This window comes from Bdellovibrionota bacterium (assembly GCA_040386775.1).
Classification (GTDB): domain Bacteria; phylum Bdellovibrionota; class Bdellovibrionia; order Bdellovibrionales; family JAEYZS01; genus JAEYZS01.
This window is the reverse complement of record JAZKEU010000007.1, coordinates 35,437-49,743: the sequence shown is the minus strand read 5'-3', so window position 1 is coordinate 49,743 and position 14,307 is coordinate 35,437. Positions and strand designations below refer to the sequence as shown.

The following is a 14,307-nucleotide window of genomic DNA, read 5'->3' as shown; positions in this document are numbered from 1 at the left end:
TTTTACTTATGCCTTAAGTTTTGGTTTCCTAATACTGACCTGAAAATCATCACCCTTTTTCTCCGAAGAGTTAAAATTGTTTTTAATTTCCGTTTCAGTATTTAAAATATCTTTTTTCATATTTTCTATTTTCTGCTGTAGCTTGCCCTGTTCTGTTTTACTTTGTTCTAACTTGGCTTCTGCTGGCTGAATGATTTCTGATTCTTGGCGAAGAATCTCAGAGGCCTCACGCTTTAAGTCAGCGATCGACCTTCCCGTTTCTCTTGAGCTTGAAGATTCTTTCAAATAATCTCTTTGAACTTGGCTATCGAGAGGATTTTCAATTTTTGTTGAAAACTCTGGGAATTTCGGACCAGATGCAGATGATGCCCTTACCATTGGTGAAGGCGTTACTTTTTGTGGCGCTTGAGTTGCCGGCGCATTCGCAGCGGCTGAACCCATCTTTGGAATATCAATAAAGAATGTTGTGCCTTCTCCTACTTTAGATTCAACGTAGATTTTTCCCTTGTGGTCTTGAACGATACCGATGGAAACGGAAAGTCCAAGCCCCGTTCCCTTGCCGGCAGGTTTAGTGGTAAAGAACGGCTCAAAGATTCTCTTTTGCACTTCAGGGCTCATTCCCGCTCCAGAATCTTTGATTCTGATTTGCACGATATCGTTTTTATCTTCTACGCTCACGGTAAGAGTTTTTACCTTTGAAGTTTCCATCGCGTGGGTTGCATTCATCATTAAATTCAAAAGAACTTGCTGAATCTGGTTGGAATTGGCATTCACTGGCGAAACTGGTCTGAAATCTTTTACAATCTTTACACCTTGAAGAGAAACTTGGTGATCCGCAAGATCCACAGCTCTGCTCACAGACTCATGAAGATCCGTTGAAGTAAGATCTGGTTTTTCGGCTCTAGCGAACTTCATAAGATTTTCGATAATTTCTTTTGTTCTTCTTGTTTCACGCTCGATCATGTCTAAATGCTTTGTCACATCAGGATCTTTACTCTTCGATTTTCCCAACTGAGCGTGACCCAAAATACCTGCCAGTGGGTTCTTCACTTCATGAGCAATACCTGCACTCAACTGACCAAAGGCCGACATCTTTTCACTTTGCACGAGAGCCATCTTAGAATGTTCGATCTGTTCATCACGCTCGAGCAGAGAACTTCTCATCTTATCGATATTGGCCGCAAGAGCGCCGACTTCGTCGTTGGACTTTACATTCACCGGAACTTTGAAATCTCCCGAACCAATTAGGCTCGTGATGTCTTTTAATTCATTGAGTGGCTTGGTAATTCTTGAAGCAAGAGCGAATGAAAGTACGGACCCTATAATCAAGAAGCCAATACCGAAAGTTAAAACCGTGATCAATAAGTCTCTTGCCGCGACAAAGGCTTGCTTTTCGGGCGTCGTCACAACGATATAAAGGTTGGTTCCAGCGATGGGTCCGTAGTTCGCTATGATGTCTTCGCCATCTTTCATTTCGAATTGACCTGACCCTGTATCTCTTCCGCCCTCGATGTCTCGAATCACAGGATGATCTGTGAGTGATTGTCCAATCAACTCTTCATTGGGGTGAGCAAAAATATAACCTTTATGGTCCACGAGAAATACAGTGTTCAAATCCCCTTTGTATTCTAAAACAATATCATTTAAAAAAGTTGGCCTCATAAAAGCGACTAAGCTTGTGAGTTCAGAACCTTTACTGCCTTCTTCCTTAAGATCTGCAAGGAAGTATACTGCAAAGAAAGGATTTCCATCTGGATCTTCGAATCTACTCAAATTAATTTGCCCTGTCCCCAGAGTTTGATAACTGATGCTTCTTAAAATTGTTTCCGCAAAAGATTCGGTGAATTGCTTGTCACTTTTTGAGTTTGACTGATTGTTTGTCAGTGTCCACTGGGAACCCCAATTTTTTGATGGCAATTGTTTTTGCACGGACATGGTTAAAAATTCACCGAATCTCTCAAAGAGAACATTGGAGTCTTTTGAATTTACTCTCTGAAGAGATTCTCTTGTAGAAACAAAAAGCGCCATCTTGTTTTGAAGTTCGTTCAATCTTTCTTGCGCTAGTCTTCCTGACGTAGAGGAAAGCTTACTGGATAGTTGTCTGATGAAATCATATTTATCTTCAAAAAAAATCTGACGAGTTTTCCAAAGCACGGCAAAGATTGAGCCCAAAAGCACGGCCGTGACCAAGATGAACATCTTTAGACGAATTGACTGATTTTTAAGTGGATTGGTCATTAGAAGCCCTCTTCCTTAAAAGCTGATTAAATCCCCAATATTATTCTACTTTTAAGGATTTACCGGAGGCAAGCTTGCATGATCATTACATGGTCCAGTTCTATAACGCATCATAGCCACAAAAAGGTGCGGAGCACCTTTTATTTTGCTACGGAGATGTACTGGGGGCGAAGGACTTTTACGGCGTAGAAATAGGCATTCTTTCTAAAAGGGGCGAGTCCCTTTGCATTTAGAATTCTATTTTTTAATCCATATTGTATTCCATTGAGGACAAGACCAATTTTTACATCACCAAAGTCCTGCTTTTGACCATAGAAGCATTTGCTCTTCTGAGCTTTGCGAGGCTTTTTTTCCGCCATACAGAAGTAAACCCAAGTTTTGTCTTTGATTTTTTTCTCAGAGACATCTGTAACCTCAAAGCCATAAATATTTGTCGTCGAGATTTCTACTATACCCGGCTCAATTTCTGCTGCCGTCATTGCATGAGCTTTTTGTATTTGAATTAGAAAACCTAACGAAAGAAAGATTACCAACAACATCCAAAAATATAATTTGCTTCCCATATCAATCTCCTAGCGCCAAAACACTCCTGCTTTAGCAACCTCCACACCCAACGCTACATAAAGCAAACCAGGTGCCCCGTCCAAATGGAATCTATTGAGTCGTGAGGAGTGAGAGAAAGAAATTTTAACAATATCGAAGACCAAAAGGGGCATTTTGGCTTTTTGTTTTCTTATAGTGGCTTTTTTACAGCATTTTGTGTTTTCTATTTTGATCTTAAGTATTTAAATTTATTAAAGTTTAAATGTTTTCTAATGTTTCCATAATTAGCCATTGTGTGATTTTAAGAAATTGTTTAGAAAACGTTCATGGAAGAAAACAATAAGCCCTCGATATTCAAATATATAGATTTTCGAGAGTACCTCAAAGAATTCTACACATGGAAAAAATCCCAAGGATCTTTTTCTCATGCGACGTTTGCGGAGCGAGCGGGTTTTAAATCTCGCAGTTATCTTCGATTGGCGTTGACTGGAAAAAGAAATCTTTCGAGTGATGCGATCGTGCGCTTTATTCACGGACTTGAGCTCAACAAATTGGAAGCGCAAGCCTTTACGACCCTCGTGGCTTTTAATCAGGCGACGACTACGGATTCAAAAAAATATTATTGGGAAACCTTCATTCAGCTTCAACCTAAAAACGAAAAACTTGAGCGCATCATCGATGAGTATAAATACATCAGTCAGTACATTCATCCGGTATTGATGGTGCTCCTGAGACAGAGGCACATTAAAAAAGACGTAGATTCGATTGCAAATACCTTGGAAGTAAAAAAAGAACTCATTCAAGAGTGTCTTAAAAACTTAGTAGATTTGGGTTTTGTCACTCAATTGGGTGATCAGACTTATTCGGCATCAGAAATAATTATCAAAACTACAACTCATGTTCGGAGCCTCGCCATTCAAAACTACCACAAAGATGTGCTCGAAAAATCCATCAGCGCCCTTCAGCTCCCTATCGAAGAAAGAGAGTTCCAATCCAACATCATAGCACTCGGCAAAGAAGAGTATGATTTCTTGAGAACAAAGATTCGCAACTTTATGTACGAGATCAACGATATGTTTTCTAAGCACCGTAAGACAAATGAAAAAATTTATGCTTTAAATTTAAATTTAGTACCTATAACCAAATCTTTTATCCAAAGCGAAAGCGTTTTGAGTCAGAAAGGTTCTAAAAAATCGGAGGATTTTAATGAACAAACTATTTAACCTTACTTTGGCAGTATTGCTTATTGCTCAAGGAGCTCAAGCAGAAAACACCGGGAACGGTACCGTGACGCTTGCTGTGCAAGAAATACTGTCTAATAAAAACGACAACCTTAGCGTCGAAGAAAGGATCTATCAACGCTGGCAAGAGGCCGAAGGAAGAAGAGTTCCACTGCAAAATTACACCGGCTGCTATGCAGGCTTAAGGATAATCAATTCAGAAAATGCAATTCTTTATTCTACTGCACTCATTTACTTTCAACACTTCAGCGCACAGAAAGCATTGGACATAATGCTTAAGCCACAAATGACTACAGCTGCGTCCTGGGGCACTCCATATGACTTTGATGAAAACTATATGAACATTATCCAATGCCATAATCATGATGATAAGGGAATATATTATCCCAGAGTTGACCTAAATAATTCATTCTATCTGCCTTCGCAATCGAACACCGGTACTATGATCACAAGTTATGCTGGCAGTGCGGACAGAATAGACACTACCGATGGCTACCATTATGAATATCGAGAAATTGCGCCTGGTGTTTTGTCTGGTGTTTTATTCACGCAGCAAAAAGATGGACTTCCTGGACATTGCCCTTGGTCAGAAAAAAAACCTACAGAATGGGGTGGAAAAAGAAAAAACTATCATCTTCCAAATGTCTGCGACATCACTTTAGTTTATGTAAAAAGATAATAAAAAATGCTTAAAGCTCGAAGCTATTTTTTTTTAGTATCCTTAATCATGTTAAAATCTCTAGCTCATTCTGAGGCTAGAGATTTTAACTATAGTTATGCTTCACTGCCAAAATACTTTGTAAATAAAGCTGACCTCGAAGAAAAAACTCAAAGAGCATATAACTTTCTAACAAAATACATCCCTGATCCTATTGATAGAAATCTCTATCCCATAAAGATCGAATTAACACCTCTTGAAAACTATTTGGGTTTTGTTCATCACACCGATAACGAAAATCAAACCATCAAAGTTCATGACAACATGAAATCCGCTGTAGAGTACCAACTTGTTCTTATTCACGAACTCACGCACATTTTACGAAACGCTTATCAACCCAACGAAGAACGCTGGATTCAAGAAGGCCTCGCAAATCTCATACAAACTCTATATGCCGGACAATGGCCGGAAGGCTTTGAAAACCAATTTAGGAATTTAAAGTTCTACCATCTTTCAAACGACATTGAAGACTATCAAATCCATTCCCAAGGATATTTGGTCTCATATTTCTTTATGTATTACTTGTACGCTCACTTTGGTCGAGAGCTCTTCATCCACGACATTGCCACAAGCAGTGAATCTGGATCAAAAAATATTGAAGCTGCAACTCTCTCTTATAAAAAAAGAAATTCTTCGAGCATTGAACCGAATTTTTTAACCTTCGATTCTATATGGACACACTTTTCCTTCGCCGTCCTTTTAAATGATTCCTACTTAGCAAAATACAATCTATTCTTTTTAGACTCTAGCTTCTCGCCCACTAAGGATTTATTAGCAGAGCTTAAAGACAAACATACCTCTTTGTGCGCTTTTCGCAGGTATTGTTTCTATTTTCAAAAATCTGGTCTCACCATTAAAAATTATATATCGTTATCAACAAAAAGCGCGACTTATCAATTTTCTTTAGATTCTCAGAAAATTTCAGAAATTAAGTAATTTTTCATTTGATAATCCACCCAAGAAGACTCATTATCCCAGAGCTATGACGATCAAAACAGATTACCTTGTAGTTGGAACCGGCCTCGCAGGTTTGGCCTTTGCTTTGAAAATGGCAAAGCATGGTGACGTGACAATTCTTTCGAAAACAAAAAGCGATCAGACCAATACAAATTGGGCCCAAGGTGGAATCGCAGCGGTGTTTGATGAGAGCGATAGTTTTGATAAACACATTCAAGACACGCTCGATGCCGGCGGCGGACTCTGCCGTGAAGACATCGTAAGAAATGTGATCGAACAAGCTCCCGAGAGAATTCAAGATCTCATCGACTGGGGCGTAAAATTTGATCTCCAAGAAGATCACAAATCCATCGACCTAACCCGCGAAGGCGGACATTCCAAGAGAAGAATTCTGCACGTGAAGGACTACACCGGGGCTGCGATTCAAAAATCTTTACTGCACACAATTTCTAAACATCCCAACATTAAAATTTTAGAAAATCATTTTGCCATTGATCTTCTAGTCGATCGAAAAACAAATCCTCTCCTCACCACTCCTCCTCGCTGCATCGGCGCCTATATTTTTGATAATGATAAAAAGCAAGTCCTACAAATTCTTGCAAAGGCCACTTGCTTGGCTTCTGGCGGGGCAGGAAAAACTTATCTCTACACTTCCAACTGGGAAGGCGCTACGGGCGATGGAATCGCCATGGCTTATAGAGCAGGTTGCAGAGTTACAAATTTAGAGATGATGCAATTCCATCCGACGTGCCTCTATCACCCCGACGCGAGAAACTTTCTAATCACCGAAGCAATTCGTGGTGAAGGCGGAGAACTCATCACGCACAAAGGTGAAAAGTTTATGACCAAATATCATAAACTTGGATCTCTTGCTCCGAGAGACGCCGTAGCACTCGCTATAGATAGCGAAATTAAATTGTCGGGCCGAGAGTGCGTGTATATCGACATCACTCATAAGCCAAAAGAATATTTGATGGAAAGATTCCCCGTGATTTATCAAAAGTGCGCTGAGTACGGAATCTTTATGGATAAGGATCCCATTCCGGTGGTGCCCGCTGCTCACTATCTCTGCGGTGGCGTTCATATCGATCGACACGGAAAAACAGATTTGAATGCGCTATTTGCTATCGGAGAAACTTCCTGCAGCGGACTTCATGGAGCAAACCGTTTGGCTTCTAATTCATTGCTAGAATGCTTGGCCTTCGCTCACAACTCGAGTGAGTACATAATTAGTCATAAGGATGAATTTCCCATGACTGAACTTGAGCCTGCAGATTGGAAAGATTCTCACAACGAAGACAAAGATGAAATGGTGATGATCACGCACATGTGGGAAGAGATTAGACGACTCATGTGGAATTACGTGGGAATTGTAAGATCCAATAAGCGTCTCGAAAGAGCCGAGCATCGCCTTGATAATCTGATGAGTGAAGTGAAGGAATATTACTGGAACTTTAAAATGCATACGGATATTTTGGAGCTTAGAAACCTTGCCTTGGTTGCAAGTTTAACCGTTAAATCCGCTCTGAAACGCAAAGAATCAAGAGGCGTTCACTACAATCTGGATTATCCAAAGCAACAAAGTAAAGCTAAAGATACAATTATCTAAAAGGTACGATCGACATCACTTTTTCCAGAGCTCTGTCGCTTAACTTATTTCCTATCTTTTTTTCATAGAAGCAAAAATGCATCGTAAGTTATGAAAATGACATGTATAAATCTTTAGGGCAAATGCGTTTGGGTAATAATATAGGTTTTATGGGGTATATGTTTTGGGTGTCGTGGGTAAATTTTTATTAGTTTTATCATTGCTCGTTTTGTTATCGCCTACTTCTCATGCGCAATCCTTACCTCTGAAAGAATTTATTCTGCCTCAGCTTACAAGTTCCAAACATACTTATAATGAAAAAAAATCTTCAAGGATTCTTTCTTATTATGGAGAAGTGAGCATCGATCTAGATCGCCTCACCTCCGCAGAAGCCGCCTCACTTATGGATATCATCAAAAAGGGACAGATTACCGAAAGAAATCTTATTCATGATCTCATGGAAGTTTCTTGGAGATTTCTACCAAGTCTTGACCGCCCTACCTATTTTATGAATTTTACGAATGAATTCTTCACCACGCTGGAGGGGCATAGCATTTACTCTAAACATGGAGTGATAAATAAAAATTCTTACATTCTTGAAAGAAGAAATTTCCCACTTGTTCACGACTATGAAAAACAAGAATTTGAAAAAGCAAAAATAATAGCCACCAATGATCTTCGTAGAATTGTAGGAAGAAATCTTCAATTCGTTATACCCACTAACAAACAATTACTTTTACCCGCACCAAGTTGCAGTAGTTTATTTTAAGAGAGAGAGAGGATACGTGTATAGATTTTTATTTGCTTTAGCTATAATCATTTCAACGTCATCTGCTTCTCATGCCGAAGATATGCCTTTGCGAAAATTTCTTTTACACCAGCTCACAAGCTCCAAATATGATTATGCCGAAAAACAATTCACCGGCATTGTCTTTCATTACGGCAGAGTGGTGATTGATCCCGATCAAAGATCTTTATCCGATATGGAATCCATTCCCTTGATCATGGAAAAAGGGCGCTTTATTGAAAATGGAGTGATACACGATGTGCGTGGCGTAGAGTGGGTCCTTAAAGCTGGATTGGATCGACCAAGACTATTCACGGAATTTATTGTTATGAAAGGGTTTAAACACAATAGTCGCATGAAAGTCTTATCTTCATATCCAAAAATGAGAGTGGAAACTATTTATACTTTTAAACGCCACAAATTTCCGATCATTCCGGAGTACGCAGCAAAACAGCAAGAACTTTCTGATATTCAAGTAGCGTTAGAAATTGATCGCATCACTAACTCCAAAGTCGGCACTACCCTCGGAGGAGAAATCCTCGGTTTTACACCATTGCCTTTAAACTGCAGCAACCTATTCTAATCTATAAATTTCAAATGCTAGCCATGAGGGCTGACATTTTTTATTTTAGGGATAAATCTATAAATGTTTGTGCATTCTTTGAGAGTAAAGATGTCTTTCGCTTGATGTACTTCAACTGAAATATAAAATTCTCTTTAGGATAAATATCTGTAAGTAAGCCATTTCTAATATCTTCTACCACCAAAAAATCCGGCAGTATCGAAACTCCTAAACCCTGAAGAACCATTCCTCTGTGCGCCGTCAAGTTGTTGCTAGAAATTTTGATTGTGGCTAGTGGATAGTCTTTTCGCAATCGCTCTAGCGTCGGAAAACGTCTCGTGGATGTGTCATCAATTTCTCTTGAACCTATAAAGGATGAAATCACTTCCTGATCTTTCTTTAAATCTTTCCTAATAACAAGATGGTATCGAATATTTTTCTTTTCAAAAATTTCCAATCTCTCTGGCAATTCTGGAATATGAAAAAAACAACCAAACTCAATATCTCCATTGAGAAGTTTTTCAAAAAGCATGGAGGCTGGTCCTGAGAAAATTTGTGGGTAAACTTTGGGATGGGCACGAAGATAAGGATTCAAAACACGAGGAATATAATGGCTCGCAATAGGTTCTGAAGCGGCAATCACCAATGGTCCTTGGCATTCCTCATTCATTTGGCCAATGGACGCTTTGAGCTTATCCACTTCGCCAAAAATATTCTTGCAGGTTTCAAAGACATCCTCACCTTGGCGAGTTAGTCGTACATTTCTTCCTACCCTTTCAAAGAGCTTAAACCCCATATCCTCTTCGAGCATACCGACCATTCTGCTGATGGCTGGCTGTTGAATCCTTAAGAGTTTTGAGGCTTTGGAGAATCCCCCTTCTTGAGCTACGACATAAAAGTATCTTAAGTGATGCAAATTCATATATGCCTTTAAAGCATAGATAGTATTCAAATTATATATTTTTTTAATCTTTCAATCTTTGTTACATCCTTCTCAAAGGGAGGATTTATGAAAAAACTATTATTAATGACTTTTTTAGCTTTACCAATACAAACATGGGCATCAGGCTGCGCGTGGATCCCAGAATATGTTGTGGGTCAAAAAATTTTTACTAGAGAATCTGAAGGACGTTTAAGCTGTAGGCACGAACACGGATACGAGTCGTGCTCTTACTATGATGGCATTGAAAAAGTGACCAGAATATTCTTGTACTCAGAAATCACTGATAGCCCTTCTCTACCAGCAAATGCTCAAGTCAAAGTGCATGTTGATAGATATGAAGCCATGGAATGGTTTGACTGCGATGGTGGCGACCCAGCTCCTGAGTATAAAGCCAATGGAAATCTAGAAAAATTTGAAATCGAAGGAAAAGAATTTATTTCTTTTATAAACGATTAATTCTTCATCGCCGGGAATTTGATTGTATCAGATCCAATTGTCCCAGTGACTGTGAGTGACATCGGGTAATCCTGAATGTTCATCATAGGAACTGGGAATCTTACGAGATAACCTTTTCCAAATATCGTATGGTAAGGGTAGAAAAGCTGCGCCTCATTGGCAAAACCCACATAAGTCGAAACCGAACCTACGTATCTTTTGTTATTCACGTCCAAGAAAACTCTCCAGATTGAACTTGGGCTATCCAAGTTATTCAATTTGTTTTCTGGAGTATAGAAACTCACAAACACTGTTGTTTCACCGCGAAGACTATTTGTGATTTTAGCCATGTCTTCTGATTTTTGAGTGTCTGACCAGTTGAAACTTGAAGCTTTCTTTTCCACTTGGGCTTCTAAAACTTTTTGATTCAATATCGTAGCATGAATTTGGAATACGTTCATGAAACCAGAATAAAACTCCGCTCTGTCTGAGTAATCCTTAACAAGAGAATAATAATTGTTGTCTGCGACAGTAGATCTGTCCAAAGAAGTACAACCTAACATTGTAATAAGATACAAAGAGCCACAAAGAATAATACCTAAAAGTCTCAACATTCGATTTCCTGCTTGGTGACCAAGGTTATAAATTGCAATCCCTTGGCTTCGATTTTTTCACGACCGCCCTCTTGACGATCTACACAGGTGAGAATTCCTAAAACCTTTAAACCCGCTTGTTCTGCGCGTTCCACAGCTTTAAGACTTGATCCACCTGTTGTGACAACATCTTCTAATATAAAAACACTTTCGCCTTTAGAGAAGTTTTTTAATCCTTCTACCCATTCGTTGGTCCCGTGTCCCTTGGGTTCTTTGCGAATATAAAATGCATGAATTGGGTTTTTCCACGTCAAACTCATCAAACTCACCACCGACGTCATGGGATCTGCACCCATAGTCATCCCACCAACACCTGTGATCTTGCCATCAAGAGATTGTAGCTTCTCGAGCATCAACCGTGAGATCAGATAAATGCCTTCTGCGTGAAGCATGGTTTGCTTCATATCGATATAAAAATTGCTTTTAAGGCCTGACGAAAGAGTGATTTCTTTTTTCTCGTAGGATTTTTCTCTGATAAGGTCGATTAATTTTTTCTTCAGAACATCTGGGCTTAAGCTTTTAAGTTCGAGCATTGTTCTCTCCTTTAGAGAAGTTAAGTAGAGGTTCGGTGAGAGATTAGGCAATAAGATGTTTTTTAAAGAAGGCTTTAATGTCTGCAAAAGCCACCTCACGCTCTACATCGTTATAGATTTCGTGATATGAGTTTTCGTAAATTTTTAATTCCTTGTCTTTTGATTTTACAGTCTCATAAAAAGCAGAACTTGCTTTTGTGCTAACAACTTTGTCTTGGCCTGAGAGTTGGAAGAAAATTGGAAGAAGGACGCTTCCGCCCTCTCTTCTAATTCTTTCCGAGTAACCTACCATATCGAGGTAAAGTCTCGGGCTCACGCGGTCGTGCCTCAATGGATCTTTCTCAAACTCTGTAAGAATTTTTTTCTCATGAGTTAAAATTTTATCGTCAAGCTCATTCCACATCGTGAGACTTGGTAAATACTCTGCCAAATACTTTGCACCAATTTTTTTCAGCTCTGGCACTTCTACCTGCACTCCAAGAAGTGGTGAACTGAGAACTGCGCATTTGATGTCCAATTCTGGATTTCTGATGATTGTATTGAGCGTAACCAATCCACCTAAAGAGTGACCAACCATCGCGATTGGTTTTTTTGAAATTTCATTTCGGATAAAATCAATCAAGATAACAAGATCTGCTGAATAATCTGAAAGTCTTTTTACAACGCCACGTTTTCCTTCAGAGCGACCATGACCCCTCATGTCCCAAGCAATGAACTGAATGTTTTGATCGCTCAGGCCATCGACTAATCTTTGATAACAATCTGTGTGTTCACCAAGACCATGGTTTATGACTAAAGTCGCAACGGGCTTTGCAGGAGTCCATGCCTGGAAGTAGAGTTCGAAATCGTCTTTGCCTCTGAAATAACCTTCGGATCTTTTAAGCATGTTTGGATTTTGGATCCCAATCTTACGATCGTCAAGTGACGATTTGAGTATCTGAGGTTTCTCATGTATCATATAGTTTTAAAGATTTACAGCTTAAGGATTTACCCCGGAGTTTTCAGATGAGATTTATACAGCTTGTTATTGCCCTCGGTCTCTTGGTTATGCTTTCCAGTTTTCCTGAAAATGCTATGGCACAAGAAGCTACTGGCGGAACAGCAAAGCCCACTGGTCATGCAGTAAGCATTCATACCGGTCCCTTACTTCCTAATTCTATTCCAGCAACCGATGAAATTTTAAGCGGTTTTGGGGTAAGATATGGATATCCGTTATTTGAGTCGACGCTTTTAGAAGCTGGCTATACGGGCTCTAACTCGGAAGGCGTAAAGTACTCGGATCTTCATCTTAGCTTAAGAGGCGACATACCGTTTCAAGATCTTTTTGTATATGGTCTCCTTGGTGCAGATTTAATCAGAATAAAAGGTCCGGCTTCTTCAGAACACACATATTATGGCGGAGTGCATACTGCCGGCGGTGTTCTTGCTCATATTGCTGACACACTATTTCTTAGAATGGAAATGCGTTTCAATTTTCATCCAGGTACTATACTTTTCTTTGGATTCGGTTTCGAATACCGCTTTGGAGCTGGCGGCGGCGGGAATTAAGCCTTAAGAAAAAAATTAGCACAACAAAGGATGACCTCATATGTTAGAACTTTTATCTTCTCCTGAAGCTTGGATTAGCTTCGCAACTCTCTTTGCTCTAGAACTCGTACTTGGCGTGGACAATATCGTGTTTATTTCTATTCTTTGCGGAAAGCTTCCAGCGGAACAAAGAAGTAAAGCTCGTATGCTTGGACTTGCACTCGCGGTCATCACAAGAATCATTCTTTTGATGTCGTTGGCTTGGATCATGAGTTTGACAGAACCACTCTTTACAGTTCTTGGAAATGAATTCTCGGGTAGAGATTTGATTCTTTTGATCGGTGGGCTTTTCTTACTTGGTAAAAGTACTTTTGAAATCCATCACAAACTGGAAGGTGAAGATGGAGAACAGAACAAACGTATCGTAGCTTCATTTGGTAGAGTGATTTTCCAGATTCTCCTACTGGATATCGTGTTTTCATTGGATTCCGTAATTACGGCGGTGGGCATGGTAGAGCAAAAATCCATCATGGTGGCGGCAATCCTTGCATCGACGGCGGTCATGATTGTTTCTGCAAAAACAATTTCAGATTTTGTAGATAATCATCCAACAATTAAGATGTTGGCTTTGAGCTTCTTGATTTTGATTGGCGTAACTTTGATTGCCGATGGATTAGGTCACCACATTCCAAAAGGCTATATCTACTTCTCTATGGCGTTCTCACTTGGAGTTGAGCTTCTAAACTTGAAGCTTAGGAAGAATCAGAAAAAAGTGAAGTTGAACGAGCCTTTCACTAAGTCATAAATTCGACATAAGTTTGATATTAAGTCTGAAAACCCAAACCGATTTCCGACATTGAATTCAGGATACGTACGCATCTGGCCACCAGATGCGCGTATATTTGTTTTTAGTCTCTCTTTTGTTTTGCATATATTTCTGTGAATATTAAAAAGTACACCTTTTGGGTGTACTTTTTGAAGAAAGAAGTATATGATTAAAAAAGTTGTATTGAGTAATACTGTTAAAAAACAATTAGCAAAACTTCCAGTTTATATAGCAGATAAACTTCAAGACTGGATTGATAGCGTTGAAAAAGAATCTCTTGAAATGGTTAGAAAAATACGTGGATATCACGATGAACCATTAAAAGGTAAGTTAAAAGGTTATTACTCTATTCGATTAAATAAAGGCTATAGAGCTTATTATAGGATAATACACGATAGGATTTTATTCGTGTTGGTTGAAAGGATTGATAAACATGAGTACTAAAAAGAGCGATGCCATAAAATTTTTAGAAAATCGAACCGGTGGGCCTGTTCGCTTTAGTCGATTGCTATGGGCGATTCGTCGTGGAGAAGAAATGACTCAACCTGAGTTTGCTAAAATACTTGGAATATCCAAGTCTCATCTTAATGACATCGAGAAAGAACGAAAAACGGTTAGCCCGGAGAGAGCCGCTAGATTTGCCAAGGTGTTAGGATATTCTCAAGAAAGATTTGTACAACTGGCTCTGCAGGCTATTGTGGATAATGCGGGATTGAAATTTATAGTGGATGTTAAGGCGTCTTGATTATTAAGGAG

At 39.3% G+C, this 14,307-nt stretch carries 17 protein-coding genes; 11 read left to right on the top strand and 6 right to left on the bottom strand.

The features are described from left to right. Nucleotides 1-6: 6 nt before the first annotated feature. Nucleotides 7-2,238, bottom strand: coding sequence for an ATP-binding protein (locus tag V4596_02580; GenBank protein MES2768006.1), 2,232 nt, complete (start codon nt 2,236-2,238; stop codon nt 7-9). A gap of 140 nt (nt 2,239-2,378) precedes the next feature. Beyond that, complete coding sequence (locus V4596_02575) at nt 2,379-2,801, bottom strand: hypothetical protein (GenBank protein ID MES2768005.1); 423 nt, start codon at nt 2,799-2,801, stop codon at nt 2,379-2,381. Between the two features lie 306 nt (nt 2,802-3,107). On the opposite strand from V4596_02575, the gene V4596_02570 reads away from it, so the two are divergent. The 6 genes from V4596_02570 (at nt 3,108) to V4596_02545 (ending at nt 8,655) form a co-directional block, all read left to right on the top strand. Next, nucleotides 3,108-4,004, top strand: a complete 897-nt coding sequence (locus V4596_02570; protein ID MES2768004.1) for a TIGR02147 family protein — start codon at nt 3,108-3,110, stop codon at nt 4,002-4,004. Next, nucleotides 3,988-4,701, top strand: a complete 714-nt coding sequence (locus tag V4596_02565) for a hypothetical protein (GenBank protein ID MES2768003.1) — start codon at nt 3,988-3,990, stop codon at nt 4,699-4,701. The genes V4596_02570 and V4596_02565 overlap by 17 nt, the downstream gene beginning before the upstream one ends. 48 nt (nt 4,702-4,749) lie before the next feature. Next, nucleotides 4,750-5,676, top strand: coding sequence for a hypothetical protein (locus V4596_02560; GenBank protein ID MES2768002.1), 927 nt, complete (start codon nt 4,750-4,752; stop codon nt 5,674-5,676). 46 nt (nt 5,677-5,722) lie between these two features. Further along, nucleotides 5,723-7,306 carry an L-aspartate oxidase gene (nadB, locus tag V4596_02555; protein MES2768001.1) on the top strand — a complete coding sequence of 528 codons (1,584 nt, stop codon included), beginning with the start codon at nt 5,723-5,725 and terminating at the stop codon, nt 7,304-7,306. Nucleotides 7,307-7,478: 172 nt separating this feature from the next. Beyond that, nucleotides 7,479-8,054, top strand: coding sequence for a hypothetical protein (locus V4596_02550; protein ID MES2768000.1), 576 nt, complete (start codon nt 7,479-7,481; stop codon nt 8,052-8,054). A 16-nt stretch (nt 8,055-8,070) separates the two neighbouring features. Next, a complete protein-coding gene (locus V4596_02545; GenBank protein MES2767999.1) occupies nt 8,071-8,655 on the top strand; it encodes a hypothetical protein in 585 nt (194 codons plus the stop codon). A gap of 40 nt (nt 8,656-8,695) precedes the next feature. On the opposite strand, the gene V4596_02540 is transcribed toward V4596_02545, so the two are convergent. Then, entirely contained in the window at nt 8,696-9,556 is an 861-nt protein-coding gene (locus tag V4596_02540; GenBank protein MES2767998.1) for a LysR family transcriptional regulator, read from the bottom strand. 87 nt (nt 9,557-9,643) lie between these two features. Between V4596_02540 and V4596_02535 the strand changes: the two genes are divergently transcribed. After that, nucleotides 9,644-10,033 carry a hypothetical protein gene (locus tag V4596_02535; GenBank protein MES2767997.1) on the top strand — a complete coding sequence of 130 codons (390 nt, stop codon included), beginning with the start codon at nt 9,644-9,646 and terminating at the stop codon, nt 10,031-10,033. Here the strand turns inward: V4596_02535 and V4596_02530 are convergent. Genes V4596_02530 through V4596_02520 form a run of 3 tightly spaced genes read right to left on the bottom strand, consistent with a single transcriptional unit; the run spans nt 10,030 to nt 12,084 of the window. Next, nucleotides 10,030-10,626, bottom strand: a complete 597-nt coding sequence (locus V4596_02530; GenBank protein MES2767996.1) for a hypothetical protein — start codon at nt 10,624-10,626, stop codon at nt 10,030-10,032. The two genes, V4596_02535 and V4596_02530, sit on opposite strands and share 4 nt — an antisense overlap. Further along, on the bottom strand, nt 10,620-11,198 hold the full coding sequence (gene pyrE, locus V4596_02525) for an orotate phosphoribosyltransferase (GenBank protein MES2767995.1): 579 nt from the start codon (nt 11,196-11,198) through the stop codon (nt 10,620-10,622). The genes V4596_02530 and pyrE overlap by 7 nt, the downstream gene beginning before the upstream one ends. A 43-nt stretch (nt 11,199-11,241) precedes the next feature. Then, complete coding sequence (locus V4596_02520; GenBank protein ID MES2767994.1) at nt 11,242-12,084, bottom strand: lysophospholipase; 843 nt, start codon at nt 12,082-12,084, stop codon at nt 11,242-11,244. A gap of 119 nt (nt 12,085-12,203) precedes the next feature. Between V4596_02520 and V4596_02515 the strand changes: the two genes are divergently transcribed. The 4 genes from V4596_02515 (at nt 12,204) to V4596_02500 (ending at nt 14,296) form a co-directional block, all read left to right on the top strand. Further along, nucleotides 12,204-12,746, top strand: a complete 543-nt coding sequence (locus tag V4596_02515; protein MES2767993.1) for a hypothetical protein — start codon at nt 12,204-12,206, stop codon at nt 12,744-12,746. Between the two features lie 40 nt (nt 12,747-12,786). Continuing rightward, nucleotides 12,787-13,530, top strand: coding sequence for a TerC family protein (locus V4596_02510; GenBank protein MES2767992.1), 744 nt, complete (start codon nt 12,787-12,789; stop codon nt 13,528-13,530). 186 nt (nt 13,531-13,716) lie between these two features. After that, nucleotides 13,717-13,995 (top strand): type II toxin-antitoxin system mRNA interferase toxin, RelE/StbE family, encoded by a 279-nt coding sequence (locus V4596_02505; GenBank protein MES2767991.1) that lies wholly within the window; start codon nt 13,717-13,719, stop codon nt 13,993-13,995. After that, nucleotides 13,985-14,296, top strand: coding sequence for a helix-turn-helix domain-containing protein (locus tag V4596_02500; protein ID MES2767990.1), 312 nt, complete (start codon nt 13,985-13,987; stop codon nt 14,294-14,296). The genes V4596_02505 and V4596_02500 overlap by 11 nt, the downstream gene beginning before the upstream one ends. The last annotated feature ends 11 nt before the right edge of the window (nt 14,297-14,307 follow it).